We start from the raw sequence: 18,830 nt of genomic DNA on the forward strand, positions 1-18,830 counted from the left end.
GCGCATGGCGCGGCATCTCTACTCCTGCCCCCTGCGCTGGTCCGACATGGACGCGTTCGGCCATGTCAACAATGTGGTCTTCCTCCGCTATCTGGAGGAGGCGCGCGTCGACTTCATGTGGCGGCTGGCGCCGGGGGACGGCAGCAAGGCGTTCACCGGCGGTGTGGTGGTCTCCCGGCACGAGATCGACTATCTGAAGCCCCTCGTCCACCGGCACAGCCCGGTGACCGTCGAGACCTGGGTGACGGAGATCCGCGCCGCGTATCTGACCCTGCGGTACGAGATCAAGGACGAGGACACGGTCTATGTACGGGCCGCCACCCGCCTCGTCCCCTTCGACCTCGAGCAGGGGCGCCCGCGCCGGGTCAGCCGCGAGGAGGAGACGTTCCTCACGGAGTATCTGGAACCGGGCCAGGGCGCCGGGCGGCGCGAGCGGTCGGAAGGGGCCCTCGCGGTATGACCGCTGCCCGCGCTGAGCTCCACTTCGCCGACGCCGGGGAGGCGGCCGATCTGGCCGCCTTCCTGGCCCGGCTGATCCACTACGACCGCGCCGCGGCGGTGCGGCTCCAGGCGGGCGGCGGAGTGCTCGCCGTCTTCGGCCGGCCGCCGTCCTTCGAGGTGCTCGCGATCCGTACGGCGCGGGTGGAGGCCACGTTCACCAACGGCGGTGCCGCGGGCTTCCTGGACACCACGGTCTCGGCCGGTGAGCTCGCGGACGCGCTGGACACGGCGCTCGCGGCGCGGCCCACCGCCGGGGAGGGCCCGCTGGTGGTCGCCGTGCCCGCCGCCGTCACCGGTCCGCCATGGGCCGGGGTGCTGCCACCGCGCGGTGGCTGGCGCCGGGTCGAAGGGCTGCCCGGCGCGGACGAGGCGCGGTCGGCGGTGGCCGCCGCGGTCGCCGAGTTCCGGGCGCGTGACGAGGCCCTGCCCGAGGAGCGCCGGACCCGCGCCGAGCGCGACCGTATCGGCCGTGAGATCTGGTCGCGCACGCTGGGCGGCACCGGACTGCCGCTGCGCGCCGTGCACGCGGCCCAGTCGCTGGGCTTCCTCCGCCCGGTCCGGGCGGTGGCGCCCGTCGGCGGAGCGGGCACCACGGGCGGCAGTACCACCGCGCTCGCCCCCGTGGCCGAGCCGCTGGCCCTGCTGTCCGCGGGCGGCTGGCTGCGGCTGCGGACCCCCTACGGCTCGGTGGCGGTCCGCACCTCGGGTCTGCCCGGTCTGAGCGTCACCCCCGCCTGAGTCCCCTGCTTGAGGCCCCTGCCTGAGCCTCCCGCCTGACCTGCGCCGCCAGGCCCCGCCCGGCGGCGCACCGGCGGTCCGCCCGCTCAGCCCTCGGTGTTGACCATGGACGCGGCGGCGTAGGTGAGGTAGTTCCACAGCTGCCGCTCGAGCTCCGGGGCGAGTTCCAGCTCGTCCACCGCGTCGCGCATATGGCGCAGCCAGGCGTCGTGGGCGGCGCGGTTCACCGTGAACGGGGCGTGCCGCATCCGCAGCCGCGGATGGCCGCGGTTGTCGCTGTAGGTGCGGGGGCCGCCCCAGTACTGCATGAGGAAGAGCACCAGCCGCTCCTCCGCCGGTCCCAGATCGTCCTCGGGGTACATCGGCCGGAGCAGCGGGTCCTCCGCGACCCCCTGGTAGAAGCGGTGCACCAGACGACGGAAGGTCTGCTCGCCGCCGACCTGCTCGTAGAAGGTCTGCTCCTGAAGTGTGCCGCGCGGAATGTCTTTCACGCCTCCATGCTCTCAGACCCCCCGGCTGGGGGAAGGGGGCGTGGGTCGCGGCCGGGAGGCGGGCGCAGGACAGTGGAGTCATGGGCAGCACGGGCGGTCGTACGCGCGGTGCGCCGGACTCCGGCCCGCACGCCGCGGCGGCCGACCCCGACGCCGCCGCGGCGGCGGAGGCGCGGGCCGGGCTGGTGCGGCAGCTCACGGCGGGCGGCGCGCTCACCGACCCCCGCTGGCGGGCGGCGTTCGAGGCGGTACCGCGCCATGTGTTCGTGCCCTGCTACTACGAGGCGGGGGAGGAGCGGGGCGGGGCGTCCGCGGCGCCGGGGAGCGTTGTCTACACCCGGCTGTGGCGCGACGACCCGGATCCGTGGCGCCGGGCCCGCTGGCTGGCCGGGGCGTACGCCGATGTGCCCCTGGCGACGCGGCTGCGCGGGGGTGAGCTGATCTCCTCCAGCAGCCAGCCGTCGGTGATGGCGCGGATGCTTCAGGCCCTGGACGTACGCGACGGGGACCGTGTGCTGGAGATCGGTGCGGGCACCGGCTACAACGCCGCGCTGCTCGCCCACCGGCTCGGCGACGACCGGGTCACCACCCTCGACCTCGACCCGGAGATCACCGATGCCGCCCGCGACCAGCTGGCCGCGGCCGGATTCCGGCCGGCGGTCGTCACCGGTGACGGGGCGCGCGGCTGGCCCGGCCGCGCCCCCTACGACCGGATCATCGTCACCTGCGCGGTGCCGTTCGTCCCGCAGGTGTGGCTCGGCCAGTGCGAGCCGGGCGCGCTGATCCTGACGCCGCTGGCGACCGGGCTGATCGCGCTGAGGGTCGCCGACGCGCGGCATGCGGAGGGGCGTTTCCTGTCCGGTCCCGCCTATTTCGTCCCACTACGCGGCATCGGTCCGCCGCCCGCGGTGTCCACCCACGGCATTCCGTCCCGGCCGCTGCTGGACGACTCCTTCCGCTTCCTGCTGCACCTGGTCGCGGGCCGGATGGAGCCGGTCGAGGCCCTCGCGCTCTGGGAGCACGAGGACCGGCCGGGGCGTGAGCGCTACGGCGTGACGATGCGGGACGACCGCCAATGGGCCTGGCTGGACGACCCGGAGGGCCCGTACGGCTGGCGGCTGGGCCCGGCCGTCTGACCGGGCCCGATTGAGATCCGCCGGACAGGGCCTAGCCGCGGCGGATCGTGATCGTCGTCCAGGCGCCCACATGGACGCGGTCGCCGTCCTGGAGGGAAACCGGGACGTACGGCTGGATCGGCTCCTCACCGCCGTTGATCGTGGTGCCGTTCGTCGAGTCCTGGTCGACAACCGACCAGGTGCCGTCGGGCTGTTGGACGAGGACCGCGTGCTGGTGCGAGACACCCGGGTCCTCGGGCGGGCGCCCGAGGTCGATGTCGGGGGACTCGCCCGTGCTGTTGCGGCGGCGGCCGATGGTGATCTGCTGGCCGGTGAGCGGCAGCTGCTGCTCGGGGGAGTACGCCGGGAGGTTCAGCCCGGCCGCCTCCGGACCGCTGCGGTGCATCATCGCCATGAAGTACTCACGGTCCGGCGCGACGACCGCGACCCAGCCGACGGGTGACGGCGGAGCCCCGCCGTACTCGAACGGGGCGGGCGGCGTCGACTGCTGCGGCGGGGGCGGTCCCGGGTGCCCCTGCGGCGACGGCGGAGGCGGCGCGGCGCCCGGGAACTCCTCGTGGCCGTACGGCGGCGCGGGCGGCGGCGGTGCCGCGCCCGGCGCCGGCTGCGGAAAGCCGTATCCGTGCTGCGGCTGCTGAGGGGGCGCGGGCGCGGCCGGACCGGCCGCACCGGTCTGCGGCGGCGGCAGCGTCCAGTCGTCGTCGTTGCCGAACGCCGGGCCGGAGGGCAGCCCGGACGGCGGGCCGGGCTCCGCGGTGGGCAGCGGCTCCGCCGGGCGGTTCATCTGGGACGGGCGCGACGCCTGGTAGTCACCGCCGTGCGGAGGCTGCTGGACCTGCGGCGGGAACGGCTGCGGCGGCCCCGGCTGAGGCGGCTGCGGCTGGGGCGGCTGCGGCGGGGCGAAACCGCCCGACGAGGGCGGTGAGTACGGAGTGGGCGCCTGCGTCAGGAAGTTGAAGCGGCACTCCTCACAGAACGGAGCCTGCGCCTCACGCGGGGTACGGCACTGGGGGCACAGCTCCGCCTGGAATGTGGCGTCCGGCTGCGGCGGCATGGGCGCGCCGGGGTAGCCGTAACCGCCCCCCGTACCGCCGGGCGGAGGCGGCGGCATGCCGGGGCCACCGGGCGGCGGCGCTCCAGGTCCACCGGGCGGCGGCGGCGCACCCGGTCCACCGGGCGGCGGCGGTGCGCCGGGGCCGGGCGGCGGCGGGCCCGCCGGGCCCGGGAAGCCGTAACCGCCGGGGGCACCTTGGGCATTCGGGGCGCCCGGGCCGCCCGGTATCGGAGGCGGCGGGGGCGGGGGGACGGCGCCGGTGGGCATGGGCGTCCCCGACATTCGGTGCCCACACACCTCGCACCAGTCGTCGGCCGCCGATGGGTGGCCGTTAGGGCAGGTCGGCATGTCGGTGATCCCCCTCTTGTGCCGTACGTGGCGTTGCCTGCTGGGATGGGCTGATTTCTTCTGCTACTTCTTCACGCGAACCGTCTTGGTGGAACGCGTTTCGAGTGTCATCTCGTCCGCTTCCGCGACCTTCGCTTTCAGTCGCACAGTACCTGTCGCCGCGTCGACGACGTCCACCACCTTCGCAAGCAGTTTCGCGGTGTCCTCGTTCCCCGACGCGCCGGCCAGCTGCACCGCCCGCCCCAGCTTGGCGGTGGCCCCCTCGATATCGCCCGACTTGCGGGCATCCATTCCCTGTTGGATGACCTGTGCCAGTTCGGCCTGACCTGTGTAGTGCGCGACCTGGTGGTTCATCGCGGTGGAGGCGACCATGTCATCCGTCCACACGGCCCGCACCAGCCCCTGGGCGAGCGGGTCCGCGGGGCCGCCGTCCGGCTGCGGCAGCACCAGGGAGATCCGCGCCGCGAGCATCTCCCGGCCGACCTCGGCCGCGGGCACCCGGACGCATACGTGGTAGTCCCGGGACTCGTCCCCCCAGGACCCCGTCGGATAGTCGCCCGCGCGAGCACCCGCCTCGGTGCGCCGGGCGGTCAGATCCTCGACCGTCGGTGCGACCTGTTTCACAAACGCCACCTCGGCGCCCATCGGGGTCCACAGCCGCAGACCGACGTCGGCGACCTCCTTGCCCATCGCCGTCTCCATCATCCGCGTGAAGTCGGCGGACAGCCCGGAGGGATCGGCGACGATATCGGCCGTGCCGAGCAGGGCGGAGGCGATCCCGGTGACCTCCTTGACCTCCCAGTCGGTGCCGACCCCGCGGGCGTCGCAGGTGAAGCGGCCCGCGCAGGTGTCCAGCGCCGCCCGCAGGTCCTCCGGCTTCTCGTGCTCGTTGCGGCCGTCGGTGAGCAGGATGCCGTGCCGGATGGCGACATCGGCGGAGGCGAGCAGCCGGTCGGCCAGCAGCAGCCAGGTGCCGATCGCGGTGCCGCCGCCCGCGCTCAGCGTGCGCAGCGCGTCCTTGGCCAGGGCGCGGGTCTCCGGATCGGCGGTCGCCAGCCGGCCGTCACCCGGAAAGACCTCCACCGCCTTGTGGGTGCCCGCGACCACGGCGAAGGCGACGCCGTCGCGCACCGTGTCGATCGCGGCGGCCGTCGCGTCCCGCGCGTTGCGCATCTTCGTCGGCGGGTAGTCCATCGAACCGGAACAGTCGACCATGATCACCACGGCCGCTTCGGGGGCGGAGCCTCCGCCGTCCCGCGGGCCCGGGAGCCGGGTGGGGATCGGCATCCCTCCGGTGGTCCCGCCGCCGGTCGAGGTGACCGTGACGATCGCGTTCACCTCACGACCCCCCTCGGGGAGGTACTCGTTCTGGTAGACCTCGACCGAGAAACGCGGCGCTTGGGACTTGGAGAAAGTGGCCATCTGGTCCGCTCCTTGGCGCTCCATGGCGATCTGCCCCATAGCGATCTATGGACACATCGTCGTATCGACAAAAGGGCTGAGCGGAGCGGCGAGCGCACGGCAGCCCCGCCGGAGGAGACCATCACGGCACGGTGCTCGCCGAGCGACCGCGGCGCTCCGTGGGACCTCCGCGAACCGTCGCGGAGGTCCGTCCCATCCGGCGGGGACCCGCAACCCCCCTCGAGCCGTCAGGCGGATCCTGCCCTGCCCGGCGGAGCCGGGAACGGCACGACCGCCACTGTTACGTTGTCGTGGCCCCCGCCGTCGAGGGCGTGGCCCACCAGGACCTGGGCGCTGTGCAGCGGCCGGGACCGGGCGTCCGGCGGCAGCGCGAGGGCCATCTCCTCCGCCGACTCGGCGTAGTTCCACAGCCCGTCGGTGCACACCACCACCACTCCCGGGCGGTCCGGCTTGAACGACGCGGTGTGCGGCTCCAGTTCATAGGCGTCCGCACCCAGCCAGCCGGTGATGGCGTGCGCCCGCTCGTCCGCGTACGCCTCGGCCTCCGACATCAGCCCGGCGGCCACCATCTGCGCCGCCCAGGAGTCGTCCTCGGTCAGGCGGGCGGCCGGGGTCGTACGGTCGTCCGGCACCCAGTAGGCGCGGCTGTCCCCGATCCAGCCCACGGTGAGGATGCCGGGGGTCACCACCGCGCTGACGATGGTGCACGCCGGGGCGTTCTGCTGGCGCTGCTGCTGCTCCTCGTGCGCGGCGGAACCGGGCTCCAGCGCCAGTGAGTTGACCGCCTCGGCGGCGGCCACGATCGCCTCGTTCATGGCCTGCTGGGGATGGGAGCCGCGGGGGAGCGAGGCGCGCAGCGAGGCGTCCGCGGCCTGGGCGGCGGCGGCCGAGGCGTCGTCGGGGCGGGTGGCCGAGGAGACGCCGTCGCAGACGACCGCCACCACGGCCGGGGAGCCGTCGGGCAGCGCGGCGGCCGACACCGAGAACGCGTCCTCGTTGCGGTGGTGGCGCAGGCCCCGGTCGCTGGCCGCCGCCACCCCCGCCAACTCGCGCTCCATGTGGTCGCGCTCGCGTGCCTGGGCGTGGCCGCAGTGCTCGCAGTAGCCGTCCTGGTCGATGGTGCCCTCCTGACACGCCACACACCGGGGGCGGCCCGCGCCGCCGTTCAGCCCGGGGTCCGCTTCGGGGCCGCCGCCCGTCCGCTCCGCCGCCCCGGAGGCGCCCGGTACGTCCGGGGCGCCAGGTACGTCCGGCGCGCCGAGCGCCGCCCCGGCGCGCGGGTCGGCCGCCGGGGGAGCCGGGGCCGGGGCGGCCAGCGGATAGTCCTCCGGCTCCGGCACCCTGCCTGCGGACGCGCCGCCTGAGGACGCGCCGCCCGCGGAGGGCGCCCCGGTGGACGCACCGCCCGTGGGCGCCGTACCCGGCGGCGCGGCCGCCGTCAGGTCGGCGCCGCAGTTATCGCAGTAGTGGTCTCCCGACTGCGGCGGCTCTTCACAGGTCGGGCAGGCTGACAGCTGGGGCAGCTGCGGCGTCTGCGACATCGATCACACCCACGTCCTGGGGCGGAAACGGTTGGCCCGCTCCACCAGTTCGATCCTTTCCTCGCCCCGCTGCGCGAGCCTGGCGAGTACCCGGTACGAGCGTTCCAATCCGAAGCGCAGCCCGCGCTCGTCCAGGCTGCTGCCGAGCAGAGGCGGCCCGGTGTGACCCGGGGGCGCTCCGCTGCCGCCGGACAGTACCCAATCCAGCGCACTGCCCAGCACCTCCGTACGCAGTCGCTCGCGCCGCACCGCGTCCAGTCCGAACTCGCCCAGCCGCTCGACCTGGAGGGCCGCGGCCGTCAGATCGGCCAGCAGGGCGTCATACGGTGCGCGCTGGCGCAGCCGCGCCCGCACCGCGGCGACCCGCGCCGCCGTGTAGTGGATCGAGGACTCCGGCACCGACTCCAGGGCGTGCACCGCCCCCGCCCGGTCCCCGGCGGACAGCCGCACCCGGGCGAGGCCGAAGGCGGCGCTCACAAAGCTGTGATCGGTCGTCCACACCAGCCGGTAGTACTCCGCCGCGTTGTCCAGCTGGCCGAGAACCTCGGCGCAGACCGCGAGCGCCAGCTTGGGCGCGGGCTCACCGGGGAACGCGTCGTAGACGGCGTCGAAGGAGAGCGCGGCCGTCGCATGGTCGCCGGTGGCCAGCGCGTGCAGCCCCCGGTACCAGACGATCCGCCAGTCGTCGCTGTACGCGGCCTCCAGACCGGAGAGCGCGGTGCCCGCCTCCTGCGCCTGGCCCAGCTCCAGCTGGGCGCGCACCCGGCGCAGCCGCAGCTCCAGGGAGTCGGCGGGGGCGTTCTGGAGGGCGGCGCTCAGCTCGGCGGGCGCCGCGGTCAGCAGCCCGGCCAGGAATCCGGCGTTGGCATCGGCCTGGTCCACCAGCGGCACCGGCAGCGCGAGGGCGATGGCCCGGGTGTCCAGCGGGGCGAGCGCGGGCAGCGGCAGGGCCGGCGGGTCCGGCGGCTGCCCCGCCGGGCCTCCTCCCGCCGCGCCCCGGCCATCCGCGCCCCGGCGCCCGGTGTCCCGCGCGCCCAGTACGGACGGATCCTGGCCATCCGCGGCGAACAACCCGGTGTCCACCACCCGCGGTTCGGGTCCGAAGAGCGTGGACAGGGCGGGCCGCGGCCGCCCGGTCTGGACTGCCACGACCTCCCGCAGCACGCCGGTCAGCTGGTCGGCCATCTCCTGCGCGGAGGCGAACCGGCGCCCCGGATCGGGGTCGGTGGCCCGCACCAGCAGCCGGTAGAACGACTCGTAGCGCCGGAAGACCTCGATGTTCCCGGGGTCGGGCAGGCTGTCCGCGTAGACGTTGGTGTAGCCCTGGAAGTCGAAGGTGAGCACCGCGAGCGTGCGCGCCACCGTGTACAGATCGGAGGAGACCGACGGACCGGCGTCCGAGATCTCGGGCGCCTGGTAGCCGACGGTGCCGTAGATCGCGCTGTCCTCGTCGTCCATCCGCCGGACCGCGCCCATGTCGATCAGCTTGAGCTGGTCCTGCTGCTGTATCGCGTTGTCGACCTTGAAGTCGCAGTAGAGCAGATTGCGGCTGTGCAGATGGGCCAGGGCCTCCAGCGCCTCGATACCGTACGCGCACGCCTGCTCCACCGGCAGCGGATCCCGGCGGCCGTCCGGGGTGCGCCGCTCGTTGGCGATGTCCTTCAGCGACTTGCCGCCGACGTACTCCATGACGATGTAGCCGTCGAGGCTGCCGGTGCGCTGGTCGAGATGTTCGACGAAGTTGTAGATGCGGACGATGTTCGAATGCTCGATCTCGGCGAGGAACCGGCGCTCGGAGACGGCGGCCGCGAGCGCGTCCTCGTCGCCGGTGTCCAGCAGGCCCTTGAGGACCACCCAGCGGTCGGAGACCGCGCGGTCGATGGCCAGATAGATCCAGCCGAGACCGCCGTGGGCCAGACAGCCCGCCACCTCGTACTGCCCGTGGACCACATCGCCGGGGCGCAGCTTCGGTACGAAGGAGTACGGATGACCGCACTTGGTGCAGAAGCCCTCGGTACGGCCCGGACGGTCGCCGCGGGCCCGGCCCACCGGCGCCCCGCAGTCCCCCCGGCTGCAGAACCGCTTCCGCTCCGGCACCTCGGGGTTGGCCAGCACCGCCGTCCGCGGATCGGGGCGCGGCACCTCGGGGACGCTGACCAGGCCCGCGCCCAGGGCGTTCCGCCCGGAGGCGGAGGAGGAGCTGGAGCGGGAGCTGCGCACCGAGACCGACCGCCCCGAGGAGCGCCCCGACAGCGATGTGCGGGACAGCCGCCCGGAGACCGAACGCCGGGACGAGGAGGAGCGCGCCGACCGGGAGCCGCGCGACCCGCGCGAGGACCGGGCCGAGGGCGCGGAGCCGCCGCGGCCCCCGCCCGCCACCCCGGTGGGCGGCGAACCGACCAGCCCCTCCCGGGAGACGACCGGAGCCATTCCGCAGGTGTCGCAGTACAGTTCGCCGCCGCCCACGTCCTCGTACGAACCGCCGCAGTCACGCCGCTGGCAGCTGACCGCTTCACTCATGCCGTGCCCCCTGGGTGCCGTGATCGGTGGGGCCCGCCTGGCGGGGTACGAGGGCCTCGGCCGCGGCCTGCTGATAGCGCAGCACCGCCTGCTCGGCCGCCCGCAGATCGCAGGGGGCGCTCCACAGCATCCGGCGCGCCGCGTCGTACCGCTCCACCAGCAGCGGATCCTCCGCCATACCGTGCCGGGCGACCTTCGCCTTGTACGCGTCGAGCCGGCCGCGCAGCTCGGCACGGACCGCGAGCGGCGCGGTCACCGCCGTCAGGGACTCCCGGGCCCGCAGCAGCTCGTCGTCGACCCGCTGCTCCAGGCTCTCCAGCAGCGGCGAGAGCCGGTGCCACTGGGAGCGTCTGCGGTAGTCGGCCGCGGCCACCAGCTGCTCGTGCAGCGCGGTCGGCGGGCCGCTGACCGCGGGCACCTCGGACGCCGCGATCTTCGCCAGCACCTCACCCCGTGCCTGCCGGGCCTCCGCCAGGGTGCGGTCCGCGCGGGAGAGTACATCGCGCAGCCGCATCAGCCGCCGCTCCGCGTCCTGCCGCACGTCCAGCACCGCTTCGATCTCGCGCCGCACATCCTCCAGGGCGCGCGCCGCGCGGTCGTAGCGCTCGGTGTCCGGGGAGCCGCCGCCCGGCGCCGAACTGCCGCTCTTCTTCTGCTTCCAGAACGCCAGCGGATCGGAGACCACGTCCGCGCGGAGCGCGGTCAACTCGGCGGTGATCCGCTCCAGATCGTCGCCCGAGGGGTGCTCACCGGGGCGCACACCCACCGAATGGGCCAGGGAACGGGTGCGGTGCAGCTCCGCGGAGAGCATGTCGATCCGGGCGGGCAGCGCGGACCACACGGCGTCCGCGGTGACGATGACATCCAGCGCCTCGGCGTACCAGCGGTTCATCCGGTCCACCAGCCGGTCCAGGCTCAACTGCTCGCTCAGCAGCGGCGATCCGGTGAGGGTGGCGCTGCTGGGCAGCGTGATCCCGGGGCCGCGCAGCAACTCGGTGAGCTCGGCCAACTCGCCCGCGGTGGGCCAGCGGTGGCGGGCGCGCACCTCACGGGCGCGGCCGAGGGCGTCGGTGTACGCGTCGAAGTAGCTCCACAGCAGGGATACGGCCTGCTCGGTGGTGGCCCAGCGCTCCTTGGTGACACCGGTCAGCTCGGCGCCCTCCAGAAGTCTTCTGCCCGCGTGGTCCTGGAGGGCGAGCAGCGAGGACTCGATCGCCTCGTGCTCGGCGGCGAGCTTCGTCAGCACGCGGTCCACCTCCTCGCGGCCCATGGCCGGCCCGTCGGGTGTCCCCGCCGCGCTGGTGAAGGGTCCCGGGACCCCCATCGATCACCTCTCCGTGTCCGTATCCGCCGTGTGATCCGTTACTGCGTCATCCCTACGCGGTCACGCCTACGCGGTCATCCCTACGCGTGCGAGTCGGGCGCTAATCCTTACCGGTCCGTCATCCTCGAATCGCCGTCCGCCACAGCCTCTTTCCGCCGCCGCCCCTTTCCGGTTCCGTCCTCGGCCGATTCCGCGTCATACCCCTCAGTCCTTGTACACGGGATCCGGCGGCGCGGGGTTCTCCTGCGCGCCGCCGAAATCCTCCGCGAGCCACTTGCGGTAGGCGCGCATCCAGGGGCTGTTGTCACCGCCCTTGCGGTAGTCCGCCAGCACCTCGTTGACCCGGCGTACCAGGTCGTCGTCGCCCTTGTTCATCGCCACGCCGTACAGCTCATCGGTGAATCGGGAGCCGACCAGCTTGACGGAGGGGTCCTGGGCGGCCTGGCCCGCCGCCAGGGCGTTGTCCGTGATCACCGCGTCCACTTCGCCCAGTTGCAGCCTGACCAGGCAGTCGAGCTGATTGGGGACCGGCTTGACCTTGATCGCTCCGAGCGCCTTGGCGCCGGTCCCCGGCTTGTCCAGCTCGGCCTCGGCGGTGGAACCCCCCGCCGTGCACACCTTCTTGCCGCGCAGCGTCCGGTTGTAGCCGGTGATGGACGAGCCCTCGTCGACCAGCACCTGCTGACCGGCCTGGAAGTACGCGGTGGAGAACGCCACGTCCTTGATCCGGTCGCAGTTGATGGTCATGGTGCGCACCACCACGTCCACCTTGCCCTGCTGAAGGGCCTTGATGCGCTGACTGGTGGGAATGGTGCGGTAGATGACCGCGTCCGGATCGCCGAAGATGTCCTTGGCGATGGCGCGCACGATGTCGATGTCGAAACCGGTGAGATCGCCGGTGGCCGGGTTGCGGTAGCCCCAGCGGTAGCTGTTCTGGTCGACGCCCGCGATCAGCTTGCCGACCTTGTGGCCGTTGATCTGACGGTTCTTGATCCGCTTGATGGCCGGGCCGCTCGCGCCCGACGGCCGCAGACTCGCCTCCGGCTTCTTGCAGCTGTCCGCCGCGGTCCGGTGCCCGGCCCGCAGCGCCTGCGGACGCCGGTCCGCCGCTTCGCTCCGGCCGCCGCGACCGCCGTTGTCCCCGTCCACCATGGCGGGCACCACGATCGCCGTGGCCACCCCCAGGGTGCACACCGCCACCGCGGCGGCCGATCGCACCGCTCGCATGCTGATGCCCCCCATCACCCTCATCGGTACTCCGACAGTCTGCGGCCGATGCCCAGCACCGCGCCCAGGGCCCCCAGCGCGGCCAGCACCCCGGCCCCGGCGGCCATCGCGGTGAACGCGCCCCGCCCGTCGTCGGCCGCCCGCTGGAACTCCCGCTGTTCGTGGTCGACGGCCTTGGCCAGCAGGGTGTCCACGGTGTCGAAGGACCGACCGGTGCTGTCCCCGGAGCCGATGACCTTCTTCAGCGCCTCGCCGTAGTCCCCCGCGTCATCGGCGCTGCGGGCGGCCTGATGCCGCTTCTGCCACTCCCGGACCGCCGAGACGGCGCTGTCCACCGGATCGCGTCCGGCGCTGTCGTCCGCGGCTTCCCGCGCCCCGCGCAGATCCCCGGCCAGGCTCTTCATCCGGGAGCCGTAACTGACCTCATAGGCGTCCTTGCCCTTGTCCGCGCCGTTCTCGACGACGACCGCGCCGCGCGCGACCAGCGTCAGATTCTCGTCGGCACGGGCTCGGAGGGCGTCGATCCGCGCCTCGTTGAGCACGTACAGCGACGCCGCGCCGTGCTCATCGGAATCGTTCAGCTGGGCGCGGGCCACGGCGTGGCCGACCACCATCCACAGCAGCACCACCGTGGCGGCGGCGGTGGCGGCCAGCAGACCGTGGTTGAACACCCGGTTGGTCCGGCGGTAGTTCCGGCGCTGAGCCCAGCCCAGCGCGCCCAGCGCGAGCACACCGGTGCCGAGCGCCGCCCAGGGCCATGCCTTGGCGTCCCCGTAGTCCTCGCCGAGGCGGGCCGTCTCCGCCTCGTAGAGCCTGCCGGCCGCGGGCAGCAGCCCGCCGCGCATGGTGTCGTTGGCATAGCGCAGATACGCGCCGCCCAGCGGCAGCCCCTGGCGGTTGTTGGCGCGCGCGGACTCCACCAGGCCGGTGTAGACCGGCAGCAGCCGGTTGATGGTGCGTATCTCCTCCCGGGCGGAGGCCGCGCCGTCGGTGGTGGCCGCGGCCCGCACCAGCAGCTGGGACGCGGTGCTGATGTCCTTCTCGTACCGCTTCCGGACCTCCGCGGGCTCCTCCTTGCCCGCCAGGAAGCCGCTGGCGGCCGTGGTGTCGGCATCGGCCAGGGAGCGGTAGATCCGGGCGGCGTCGGCGCTCAGCGGCTGGCTGCGCCCGGCCACCGCGTCCGCCGCCGACTGACGGTCCGTGACCTGCCAGGCGGTCACCGCCCCGAACGCCACCACCAGCACGGCCAGTACGGCCCCGATGATGCGCAGCCGCCCCGGCTCGGTCGTGGCCGCCGCCCGCGCGCGGTCGACGCCCTCGCGCCACGCGGTGCGGGGCGGAGCCGCGGGCGCGGGTGGCGGCGCGGCTCTGCCGGTGGTCGGCGGATATGACACAAGACCTCCCCCTCGGTCCGGAACCCCTCGGTCGCTCTCGCGGCCCGCCGCCCGGCTGCGGCGAACTCTGGATCCCCCGGCAGCAGTATGACCGCAGCCCCCGGCGGGGTCATCGGTACTGCCTCGATCTTGTTCGGATCGCGATCTCCGCTTCGCGATCACGTCCGGATGGCCGGTGACCGCCAGGGCCGAGCATGGGTCCCCTCTGTGAGCACGCCGCGCACCACCGGCCGGTTCCCGCTCCGGCCGATGCCGGTGGAGTGCACAGTGTGACAAATGGTCTCTTCGGGTGAATCCCCGTCATGACCATGGATCTCCCGTACGGTCCACGCCTTACTGGGATGGCATCGGCTCAGCCGCGAGGTGGCCGGCGTCCCGGCGGGAGACGGACGCGGGGCCATCCGACCCCTTCCCACTCCACTACCCCTCTCCCCAGGGGTGTGCCGCGACGATTCCGGCTGCCCAACGCCCTCCGGGAACGCACGGATCGAGGCGCCACCGGTCGCCCCTCCTCTCTTCCTCGCGCCGCGGCGTTGGCGCGTGAGCACCTGAATCGAACCGACTCGTACTAGGAGGACCCCATGATGTGGAACAAGGCCCTGTGCGGGCCCCGTAGACGGTCCGGGCGGCGGTGGGCGTCGCTGGCGGGGGCGGTGGCGCTGGGGGCCGCGGGTCTGGTGACCGTGCCCGCCGCGGCGCCGGCGTACGCCGCTTCGGTGCCGTGCAATGACGCGGCGCTGGTGACGGCGGTGGCCGGAGTGGCCGCCACGGGTGGGTCGCTGAGTCTCGCGTCCGGCTGTACGTACACCTTGACGGCAGCGGACAATCCGGACAACGGGCTGGCGGTCATCACGGGGTCGGTGAGCATCACCGGGAACGGCGCCACCATCGTGCGGAGTTCCACGGCGCCTTCGTTCCGGATCTTCGAGATCGGCAGTGGCGGCACGTTGTCGCTCACCGGCCTCACCCTCCGGGGCGGCTCCGTCACCGGCCAGGGCGGCGGCGTCCTGGTGAACGGCGGCGGCACCCTGAACTCCTCCAGAAACAGATTCATCGAAAACACCGCCACCAGCGACGGCGGTGCCATCAGCGTCCTCGCCAGTGGCACCAGCACCTCGAGCGCCGACGTCTACACCGACAACGTCTCCGGCCTCCACGGCGGGGCCGTCAACTCCGAGGGCACATCGACCCTCACCAACGCCGCTGTGACCGGGAACCGGGCCGTGGAGGGCGGAGGAGTCAACAACGACACCGGCACGTCGAACATCACGATCACCGGCAGCGCCTTCAGCCGCAACATCGTCAACGGCAGCACCGGGGATGGCGCGGGCGCTGACTTCGACGGCGGTACCGTCAAGATCTCCAACAGCGCTTTCAGCCTCAACACCACCACCAGGACGACGACGGCCGGCTTCGCCGGGGCCATCTACAACGATGCGAACCTGACCGTGACCGGGTCCTCGGTCAACCGCAACACCCTGACCACCGCCGGCAGCGGGGCCCAGGGCGGAGGGTTCTACAACGACGGCACCCTGACCCTGGTGAACTCCACAGTCAACCGCAACTCCGTCAACGGCACCGCGGACAACGACTCCGGTGGCATCTACAACGACGGCACCCTGGTTCTCCAGCGCTCCGCGGTCAACGAGAACACCGTCGCCAACGGCGCCGCCGGCGGCATCTTCAATAACGGCGGTTCCGTCACAGCGACGGACAGCAGCGTCAGGGACAACACCTCCAGTGCCGCGCCTGGCGGTATCTCCAGCACCAACACAAGCGTCACGTTGAGTAGCACATCCGTAACGGGCAACCAGCCCACCAACTGCGTCGGCAGCCCGGTGCCCATCGCGGGCTGCGTCGGCTGACCGTCCCCGGGAGGGGATCGGCGGGCAGGCCCCGCCGGTCCCCTCCGCCTCCCTGCCTGATGAGGTGCCGGCTCACCCCCGCCGGTACTGCTCGCGCAGCCGGGCATGCGCCCCCGCGGGCGCGCCCATACGGTCCAGACCCAGCAGCGCGGCGCCGAGTACCGGCGGGGCGGTGATGACACGGGGCTCGGCCTTGGGGGCGCGTTCGGCGAGGAGTGCGCGGATCCGGTCGTCCAGCAGCGGATGACGGGCCGCCAGCACCCCACCGCCCAGGATCACCGGGGTCGGCTCGGCCAGCAGACCGAGCCGGGTCAGCGCGACCGTGGCCAGGGTGACCACCTCCTCGGCCTGCCGGGCCACGATCGCGCCCGCGACCGGATCGCCGGACGCGGCCACCGCGAAGAGCACCGGTGTCAGCTCCAGCCGCCGCGCGGCCTTCAGCGCACCCAGATGCAGCCCCTCGATCAGCTCGTACATCGTGGTCAGGCCGAAGTGCGCGGGCAGGGCGCGGGCCAGTTCGGTCGGCTCGCCACGGCCGTCCTCGGCACGCGCCGCCCACCACAGCGCCTCCTCGGACAGAAAGCCCCCGCCGCCCCAGTCGCCGGAGAGCCGGCCGACGGCCGGGAACCGGGCGGTACGGCCGCCGTGGCCCAGCCCCGCGCAGTTGATGCCCGTGCCGCAGACGACGGCGACACCGGTCGGCTCCCCGGTGTCGGCCACCCCCGCCCGCAGCAGCGCGAAGGTGTCGTTGGACACGGTGACACCGGCGCCCCAGCGGCGGGCGGTCAGCGCGTCGGTCAACTCCTCCTCCTCGGTGGGCAGATCGGCGTTGGCCAGACACGCCGAGACATGGCCGATCCGCGCGGACCCCGGCCCGCCCGCCGCCAGGGATGCCCGCTCCACCAGTGGCGCCAGCGCGTCCACGGCCCGCTCGGAGCCCACCACCGGCGGCCGGAAACCGCCGCCGCGGGCCGTGCCGAGGACCGAGCCGTCCGGGGCGACCAGCGCGACATCGGTCTTGCTGTTGCCCGCGTCGATCGCCAGGACCGCCCGGCCCGCCGTGGCCGGAGGGGATACGGACTGGGTCAGATCCACGCCAGGTGCTCCCGGTTGTGCGCGATCAGGTCGTCGGTCAGCCTCTCGGCGTACTCGAGCTGGCCGATGAGCGGATGGGCGAGCAGCGCCCGGAAGATCCGCTCCCGTCCGCCCCGCAGAGCCGCCTCCAGCGCCAGGTCCTCATACGCCGTCACCTGGGCGATCAGCCCGGCGAACAGCGGCTCCAGGGGGCGCACCGGCAGTGGCTTCGCGCCCTGAGCGTCCACCGTCGCCGGGACCTCGATCACCGCGTCGTCGGGGAGGAAGGGCAGGGTGCCGTCATTGACCGTGTTGACGATCCGTACCTCGCCGGTGTCCCGCAGCAGCGAGGAGGTCAGATCGACCGCGGCCTCCGAGTAGAAGGCCCCGCCGCGCCTGCCGAGCAGTTCGGGCTTCTCGTCGAGCGCCGGATCGCCGTACATCTCCAGCAGCTCCCGTTCGATCGCCGCGACCTCCGCCGCCCGGGACGGCCGGGTCCGCTGCTCCCGCACCACCGCGTCGTGCTGGTAGAAGTAGCGCAGGTAGTAGGAGGGGACAACACCGAGCCGGTCGAGCAGCGCGCGGGGCATCCGCAGGTCCTCGGCCACGGCGTCGCCGTGCTCGGCGAGCAGTTTGGGCAGGACGTCCTCGCCGTCCGGGCCGCCGATCCGCACGGCGCGCTCCCAGGTGAGGTGGTTGAGCCCGACGTGCTCCAGCGACACCTCCCCGGGCGCGACGCTCAGCAGCTTCGCGAACTTCCGTTGGAAGCCGATGGCCACGTTGCACAGCCCGACCGCGCGGTGTCCGGAGGACAGCAGCGCCCGGGTGACGATCCCCACCGGATTGGTGAAGTCCACGATCCAGGCGCGGGGGTTGCGGGCGCGCACCCGCTCGGCGATGTCCAGCACCACCGGGACGGTACGCAGCGCCTTGGCCAGCCCGCCCGCCCCGGTGGTCTCCTGGCCGACGCAGCCGCACTCCAGCGGCCAGGTCTCGTCCTGATCGCGCGCGGCCTGTCCGCCGACGCGCAGTTGCAGCAGCACCGCGTCCGCGCCGTCCACACCCGCGTCCAGATCGGCGGTCCAGGAGATCCGGCCGGGGTGGCCCTGACGGGCGAAGATCCGGCGGGCCAGACCGCCGACCAGCTCCAGCCGGTCGGCGGCCGGGTCGACGAGGACCAGCTCCTCCAGCGGGAGCAGATCCCGCAACCGGGCGAATCCGTCCACGAGTTCGGGGGTGTAGGTGGATCCCCCACCCACCACTGCGAGCTTCAACCCTTGACTCCTGTCAGTGTGACGCCTTCGACGAAGGCTTTCTGGGCGAAGAAGAAGACGGCGATGACGGGGGCCATGACCAGGAGGGTCGCGGCCATCGTCAGATTCCAGTTGACGCTGTGCGCGCTCTTGAAGCTCTCCAGGCCGTAACTGAGTGTCCAGGCGCCCGGATTCTGCGCGGCGTAGATCTGCGGGCCGAAGTAGTCGTTCCAGCAATAGAAGAACTGGAAGAGCGCGACGGCGGCGATGCCCGGCTTCGCCATCGGGACCACCACGCGGAGCAGGGTCCGCAGTTCCCCGCAGCCGTCGATCCTGGCCGACTCCAAATACTCCCGGGGAATCGTCAGCAGGAACTGGCGCAACAGGAAGATGGAGTACGCGTCACCGAACGCCATCGGAATGATCAGTGGCCACAGCGAACCCGACAGATGGAGCTGCTGCGCCCAGACCAGATACATCGGGATCACGATGACCTGGGGCGGCAGCATCATGGTGGAGATGACCAGCAGCATGGCGGTCCGGCGGCCCCGGAAACGGAATTTCGCCAGTGCGTAGGCCACCGGAACGGAGGAGCAGACGGTGAAAAGGGTGCCGAGTCCCGCGTACAGCAGCGAATTGCGCCACCAGTCCGCGAAACCGGGGGTGGAGAACACCTCGGCGTAGTTCGACCAGTGCCACTCATGCGGCCACAACTCGCCGCTCATCGCCTGGTCGTCGCTCATCACCGAGGTCAGAAAGACAAAGACGAACGGCAGAAGGAAGAAGAGCGCCGCGGCGAGGGCGACGGTGTGCACGGCGATCCACTCCAGCGCCGCGCGGCGGCGGGCCGCGGGGGCGGGGGAGCGGCGGGCGGCGGGGCGCGAGGGGGCGGCGGGCGCCGGGAGGGTGGTGGTCGCGGTCATGCGGATCGGTCCTCTCAGT

General features: G+C 73.1%; 15 protein-coding genes. 4 read left to right on the forward strand and 11 right to left on the reverse strand.

Features of this window, described 5'->3' with window-relative positions; genetic code table 11:
- Positions 1–4: 4 nt before the first annotated feature.
- Both JK363_RS15730 and JK363_RS15735 read left to right on the forward strand, forming a co-directional pair.
- Positions 5–460 carry an acyl-CoA thioesterase gene (locus JK363_RS15730; RefSeq protein ID WP_201875518.1) on the forward strand — a complete coding sequence of 152 codons (456 nt, stop codon included), beginning with the start codon at positions 5–7 and terminating at the stop codon, positions 458–460.
- Positions 457–1,239 (forward strand): DUF8185 domain-containing protein, encoded by a 783-nt coding sequence (locus tag JK363_RS15735; RefSeq protein ID WP_201875519.1) that lies wholly within the window; start codon positions 457–459, stop codon positions 1,237–1,239. The genes JK363_RS15730 and JK363_RS15735 overlap by 4 nt, the downstream gene beginning before the upstream one ends.
- A gap of 86 nt (positions 1,240–1,325) precedes the next feature.
- Here the strand turns inward: JK363_RS15735 and JK363_RS15740 are convergent, their stop codons facing one another.
- Positions 1,326–1,730: a globin gene (locus tag JK363_RS15740; RefSeq protein WP_201875520.1), complete on the reverse strand. Its 405-nt coding sequence runs from the start codon at positions 1,728–1,730 to the stop codon at positions 1,326–1,328.
- Between the two features lie 80 nt (positions 1,731–1,810).
- On the opposite strand from JK363_RS15740, the gene JK363_RS15745 reads away from it, so the two are divergent.
- The gene (locus JK363_RS15745) at positions 1,811–2,866 is read left to right on the forward strand and encodes a methyltransferase domain-containing protein (protein WP_201875521.1); all 1,056 of its coding nucleotides are present in this window, start codon (positions 1,811–1,813) and stop codon (positions 2,864–2,866) included.
- A gap of 31 nt (positions 2,867–2,897) precedes the next feature.
- Here JK363_RS15745 and JK363_RS15750 read toward each other — a convergent pair whose 3' ends face one another.
- The 7 genes from JK363_RS15750 to JK363_RS15780 form a co-directional block, all read right to left on the reverse strand.
- Positions 2,898–4,268: an FHA domain-containing protein gene (locus JK363_RS15750; RefSeq protein ID WP_201875522.1), complete on the reverse strand. Its 1,371-nt coding sequence runs from the start codon at positions 4,266–4,268 to the stop codon at positions 2,898–2,900.
- A 63-nt stretch (positions 4,269–4,331) separates the two neighbouring features.
- A complete protein-coding gene (locus tag JK363_RS15755) occupies positions 4,332–5,690 on the reverse strand; it encodes a vWA domain-containing protein (protein ID WP_201875523.1) in 1,359 nt (452 codons plus the stop codon).
- Positions 5,691–5,917: 227 nt separating this feature from the next.
- Positions 5,918–7,231, reverse strand: coding sequence for a PP2C family protein-serine/threonine phosphatase (locus JK363_RS15760; protein WP_201875524.1), 1,314 nt, complete (start codon positions 7,229–7,231; stop codon positions 5,918–5,920).
- A gap of 3 nt (positions 7,232–7,234) precedes the next feature.
- A complete protein-coding gene (locus JK363_RS15765) occupies positions 7,235–9,751 on the reverse strand; it encodes a serine/threonine-protein kinase (protein WP_201875525.1) in 2,517 nt (838 codons plus the stop codon).
- Complete coding sequence (locus JK363_RS15770; protein WP_201875526.1) at positions 9,744–11,075, reverse strand: coiled-coil domain-containing protein; 1,332 nt, start codon at positions 11,073–11,075, stop codon at positions 9,744–9,746. Before JK363_RS15770 ends, JK363_RS15765 begins: the two co-directional genes overlap by 8 nt.
- Positions 11,076–11,279: 204 nt before the next feature.
- Positions 11,280–12,326 carry a glutamate ABC transporter substrate-binding protein gene (locus JK363_RS15775; protein WP_201875527.1) on the reverse strand — a complete coding sequence of 349 codons (1,047 nt, stop codon included), beginning with the start codon at positions 12,324–12,326 and terminating at the stop codon, positions 11,280–11,282.
- The gene (locus JK363_RS15780; protein WP_201875528.1) at positions 12,323–13,696 is read right to left on the reverse strand and encodes a GlnX family signal transduction membrane protein; all 1,374 of its coding nucleotides are present in this window, start codon (positions 13,694–13,696) and stop codon (positions 12,323–12,325) included. The genes JK363_RS15775 and JK363_RS15780 overlap by 4 nt, the downstream gene beginning before the upstream one ends.
- A gap of 581 nt (positions 13,697–14,277) precedes the next feature.
- Here JK363_RS15780 and JK363_RS15785 point away from each other — a divergent pair.
- Entirely contained in the window at positions 14,278–15,561 is a 1,284-nt protein-coding gene (locus tag JK363_RS15785) for a hypothetical protein (protein WP_201875529.1), read from the forward strand.
- 72 nt (positions 15,562–15,633) lie between these two features.
- Here the strand turns inward: JK363_RS15785 and JK363_RS15790 are convergent, their stop codons facing one another.
- Genes JK363_RS15790 through JK363_RS15800 form a run of 3 tightly spaced genes read right to left on the reverse strand, consistent with a single transcriptional unit; the run spans position 15,634 to position 18,811 of the window.
- Positions 15,634–16,656 carry an N-acetylglucosamine kinase gene (locus tag JK363_RS15790; protein WP_307821739.1) on the reverse strand — a complete coding sequence of 341 codons (1,023 nt, stop codon included), beginning with the start codon at positions 16,654–16,656 and terminating at the stop codon, positions 15,634–15,636.
- On the reverse strand, positions 16,647–17,909 hold the full coding sequence (locus tag JK363_RS15795; RefSeq protein WP_215910947.1) for a 6-phospho-beta-glucosidase: 1,263 nt from the start codon (positions 17,907–17,909) through the stop codon (positions 16,647–16,649). Before JK363_RS15795 ends, JK363_RS15790 begins: the two co-directional genes overlap by 10 nt.
- Entirely contained in the window at positions 17,906–18,811 is a 906-nt protein-coding gene (locus JK363_RS15800) for a carbohydrate ABC transporter permease (RefSeq protein ID WP_201875530.1), read from the reverse strand. Before JK363_RS15800 ends, JK363_RS15795 begins: the two co-directional genes overlap by 4 nt.
- Between the last annotated feature and the right edge of the window lie 19 nt (positions 18,812–18,830).

This window comes from Streptomyces coffeae, assembly GCF_016741875.1.
GTDB classification, from domain to species: domain Bacteria; phylum Actinomycetota; class Actinomycetes; order Streptomycetales; family Streptomycetaceae; genus Streptomyces; species Streptomyces coffeae.

Excerpts from the sequence above, each read along its gene's own strand:
- JK363_RS15730 (WP_201875518.1), top strand. The coding sequence starts at position 5 with ATGGCGCGGCATCTCTACTCCTGCCCCCTGCGCTGGTCCGACATGGAC.
- JK363_RS15755 (WP_201875523.1), bottom strand. The coding sequence starts at position 5,690 with ATGGCCACTTTCTCCAAGTCCCAAGCGCCGCGTTTCTCGGTCGAGGTC.
- JK363_RS15745 (WP_201875521.1), top strand. The coding sequence starts at position 1,811 with ATGGGCAGCACGGGCGGTCGTACGCGCGGTGCGCCGGACTCCGGCCCG.
- JK363_RS15775 (WP_201875527.1), bottom strand. The coding sequence starts at position 12,326 with ATGAGGGTGATGGGGGGCATCAGCATGCGAGCGGTGCGATCGGCCGCC.
- JK363_RS15800 (WP_201875530.1), bottom strand. The coding sequence starts at position 18,811 with ATGACCGCGACCACCACCCTCCCGGCGCCCGCCGCCCCCTCGCGCCCC.
- JK363_RS15765 (WP_201875525.1), bottom strand. The coding sequence starts at position 9,751 with ATGAGTGAAGCGGTCAGCTGCCAGCGGCGTGACTGCGGCGGTTCGTAC.
- JK363_RS15760 (WP_201875524.1), bottom strand. The coding sequence starts at position 7,231 with ATGTCGCAGACGCCGCAGCTGCCCCAGCTGTCAGCCTGCCCGACCTGT.
- JK363_RS15750 (WP_201875522.1), bottom strand. The coding sequence starts at position 4,268 with ATGCCGACCTGCCCTAACGGCCACCCATCGGCGGCCGACGACTGGTGC.
- JK363_RS15785 (WP_201875529.1), top strand. The coding sequence starts at position 14,278 with ATGATGTGGAACAAGGCCCTGTGCGGGCCCCGTAGACGGTCCGGGCGG.
- JK363_RS15770 (WP_201875526.1), bottom strand. The coding sequence starts at position 11,075 with ATGGGGGTCCCGGGACCCTTCACCAGCGCGGCGGGGACACCCGACGGG.
- JK363_RS15735 (WP_201875519.1), top strand. The coding sequence starts at position 457 with ATGACCGCTGCCCGCGCTGAGCTCCACTTCGCCGACGCCGGGGAGGCG.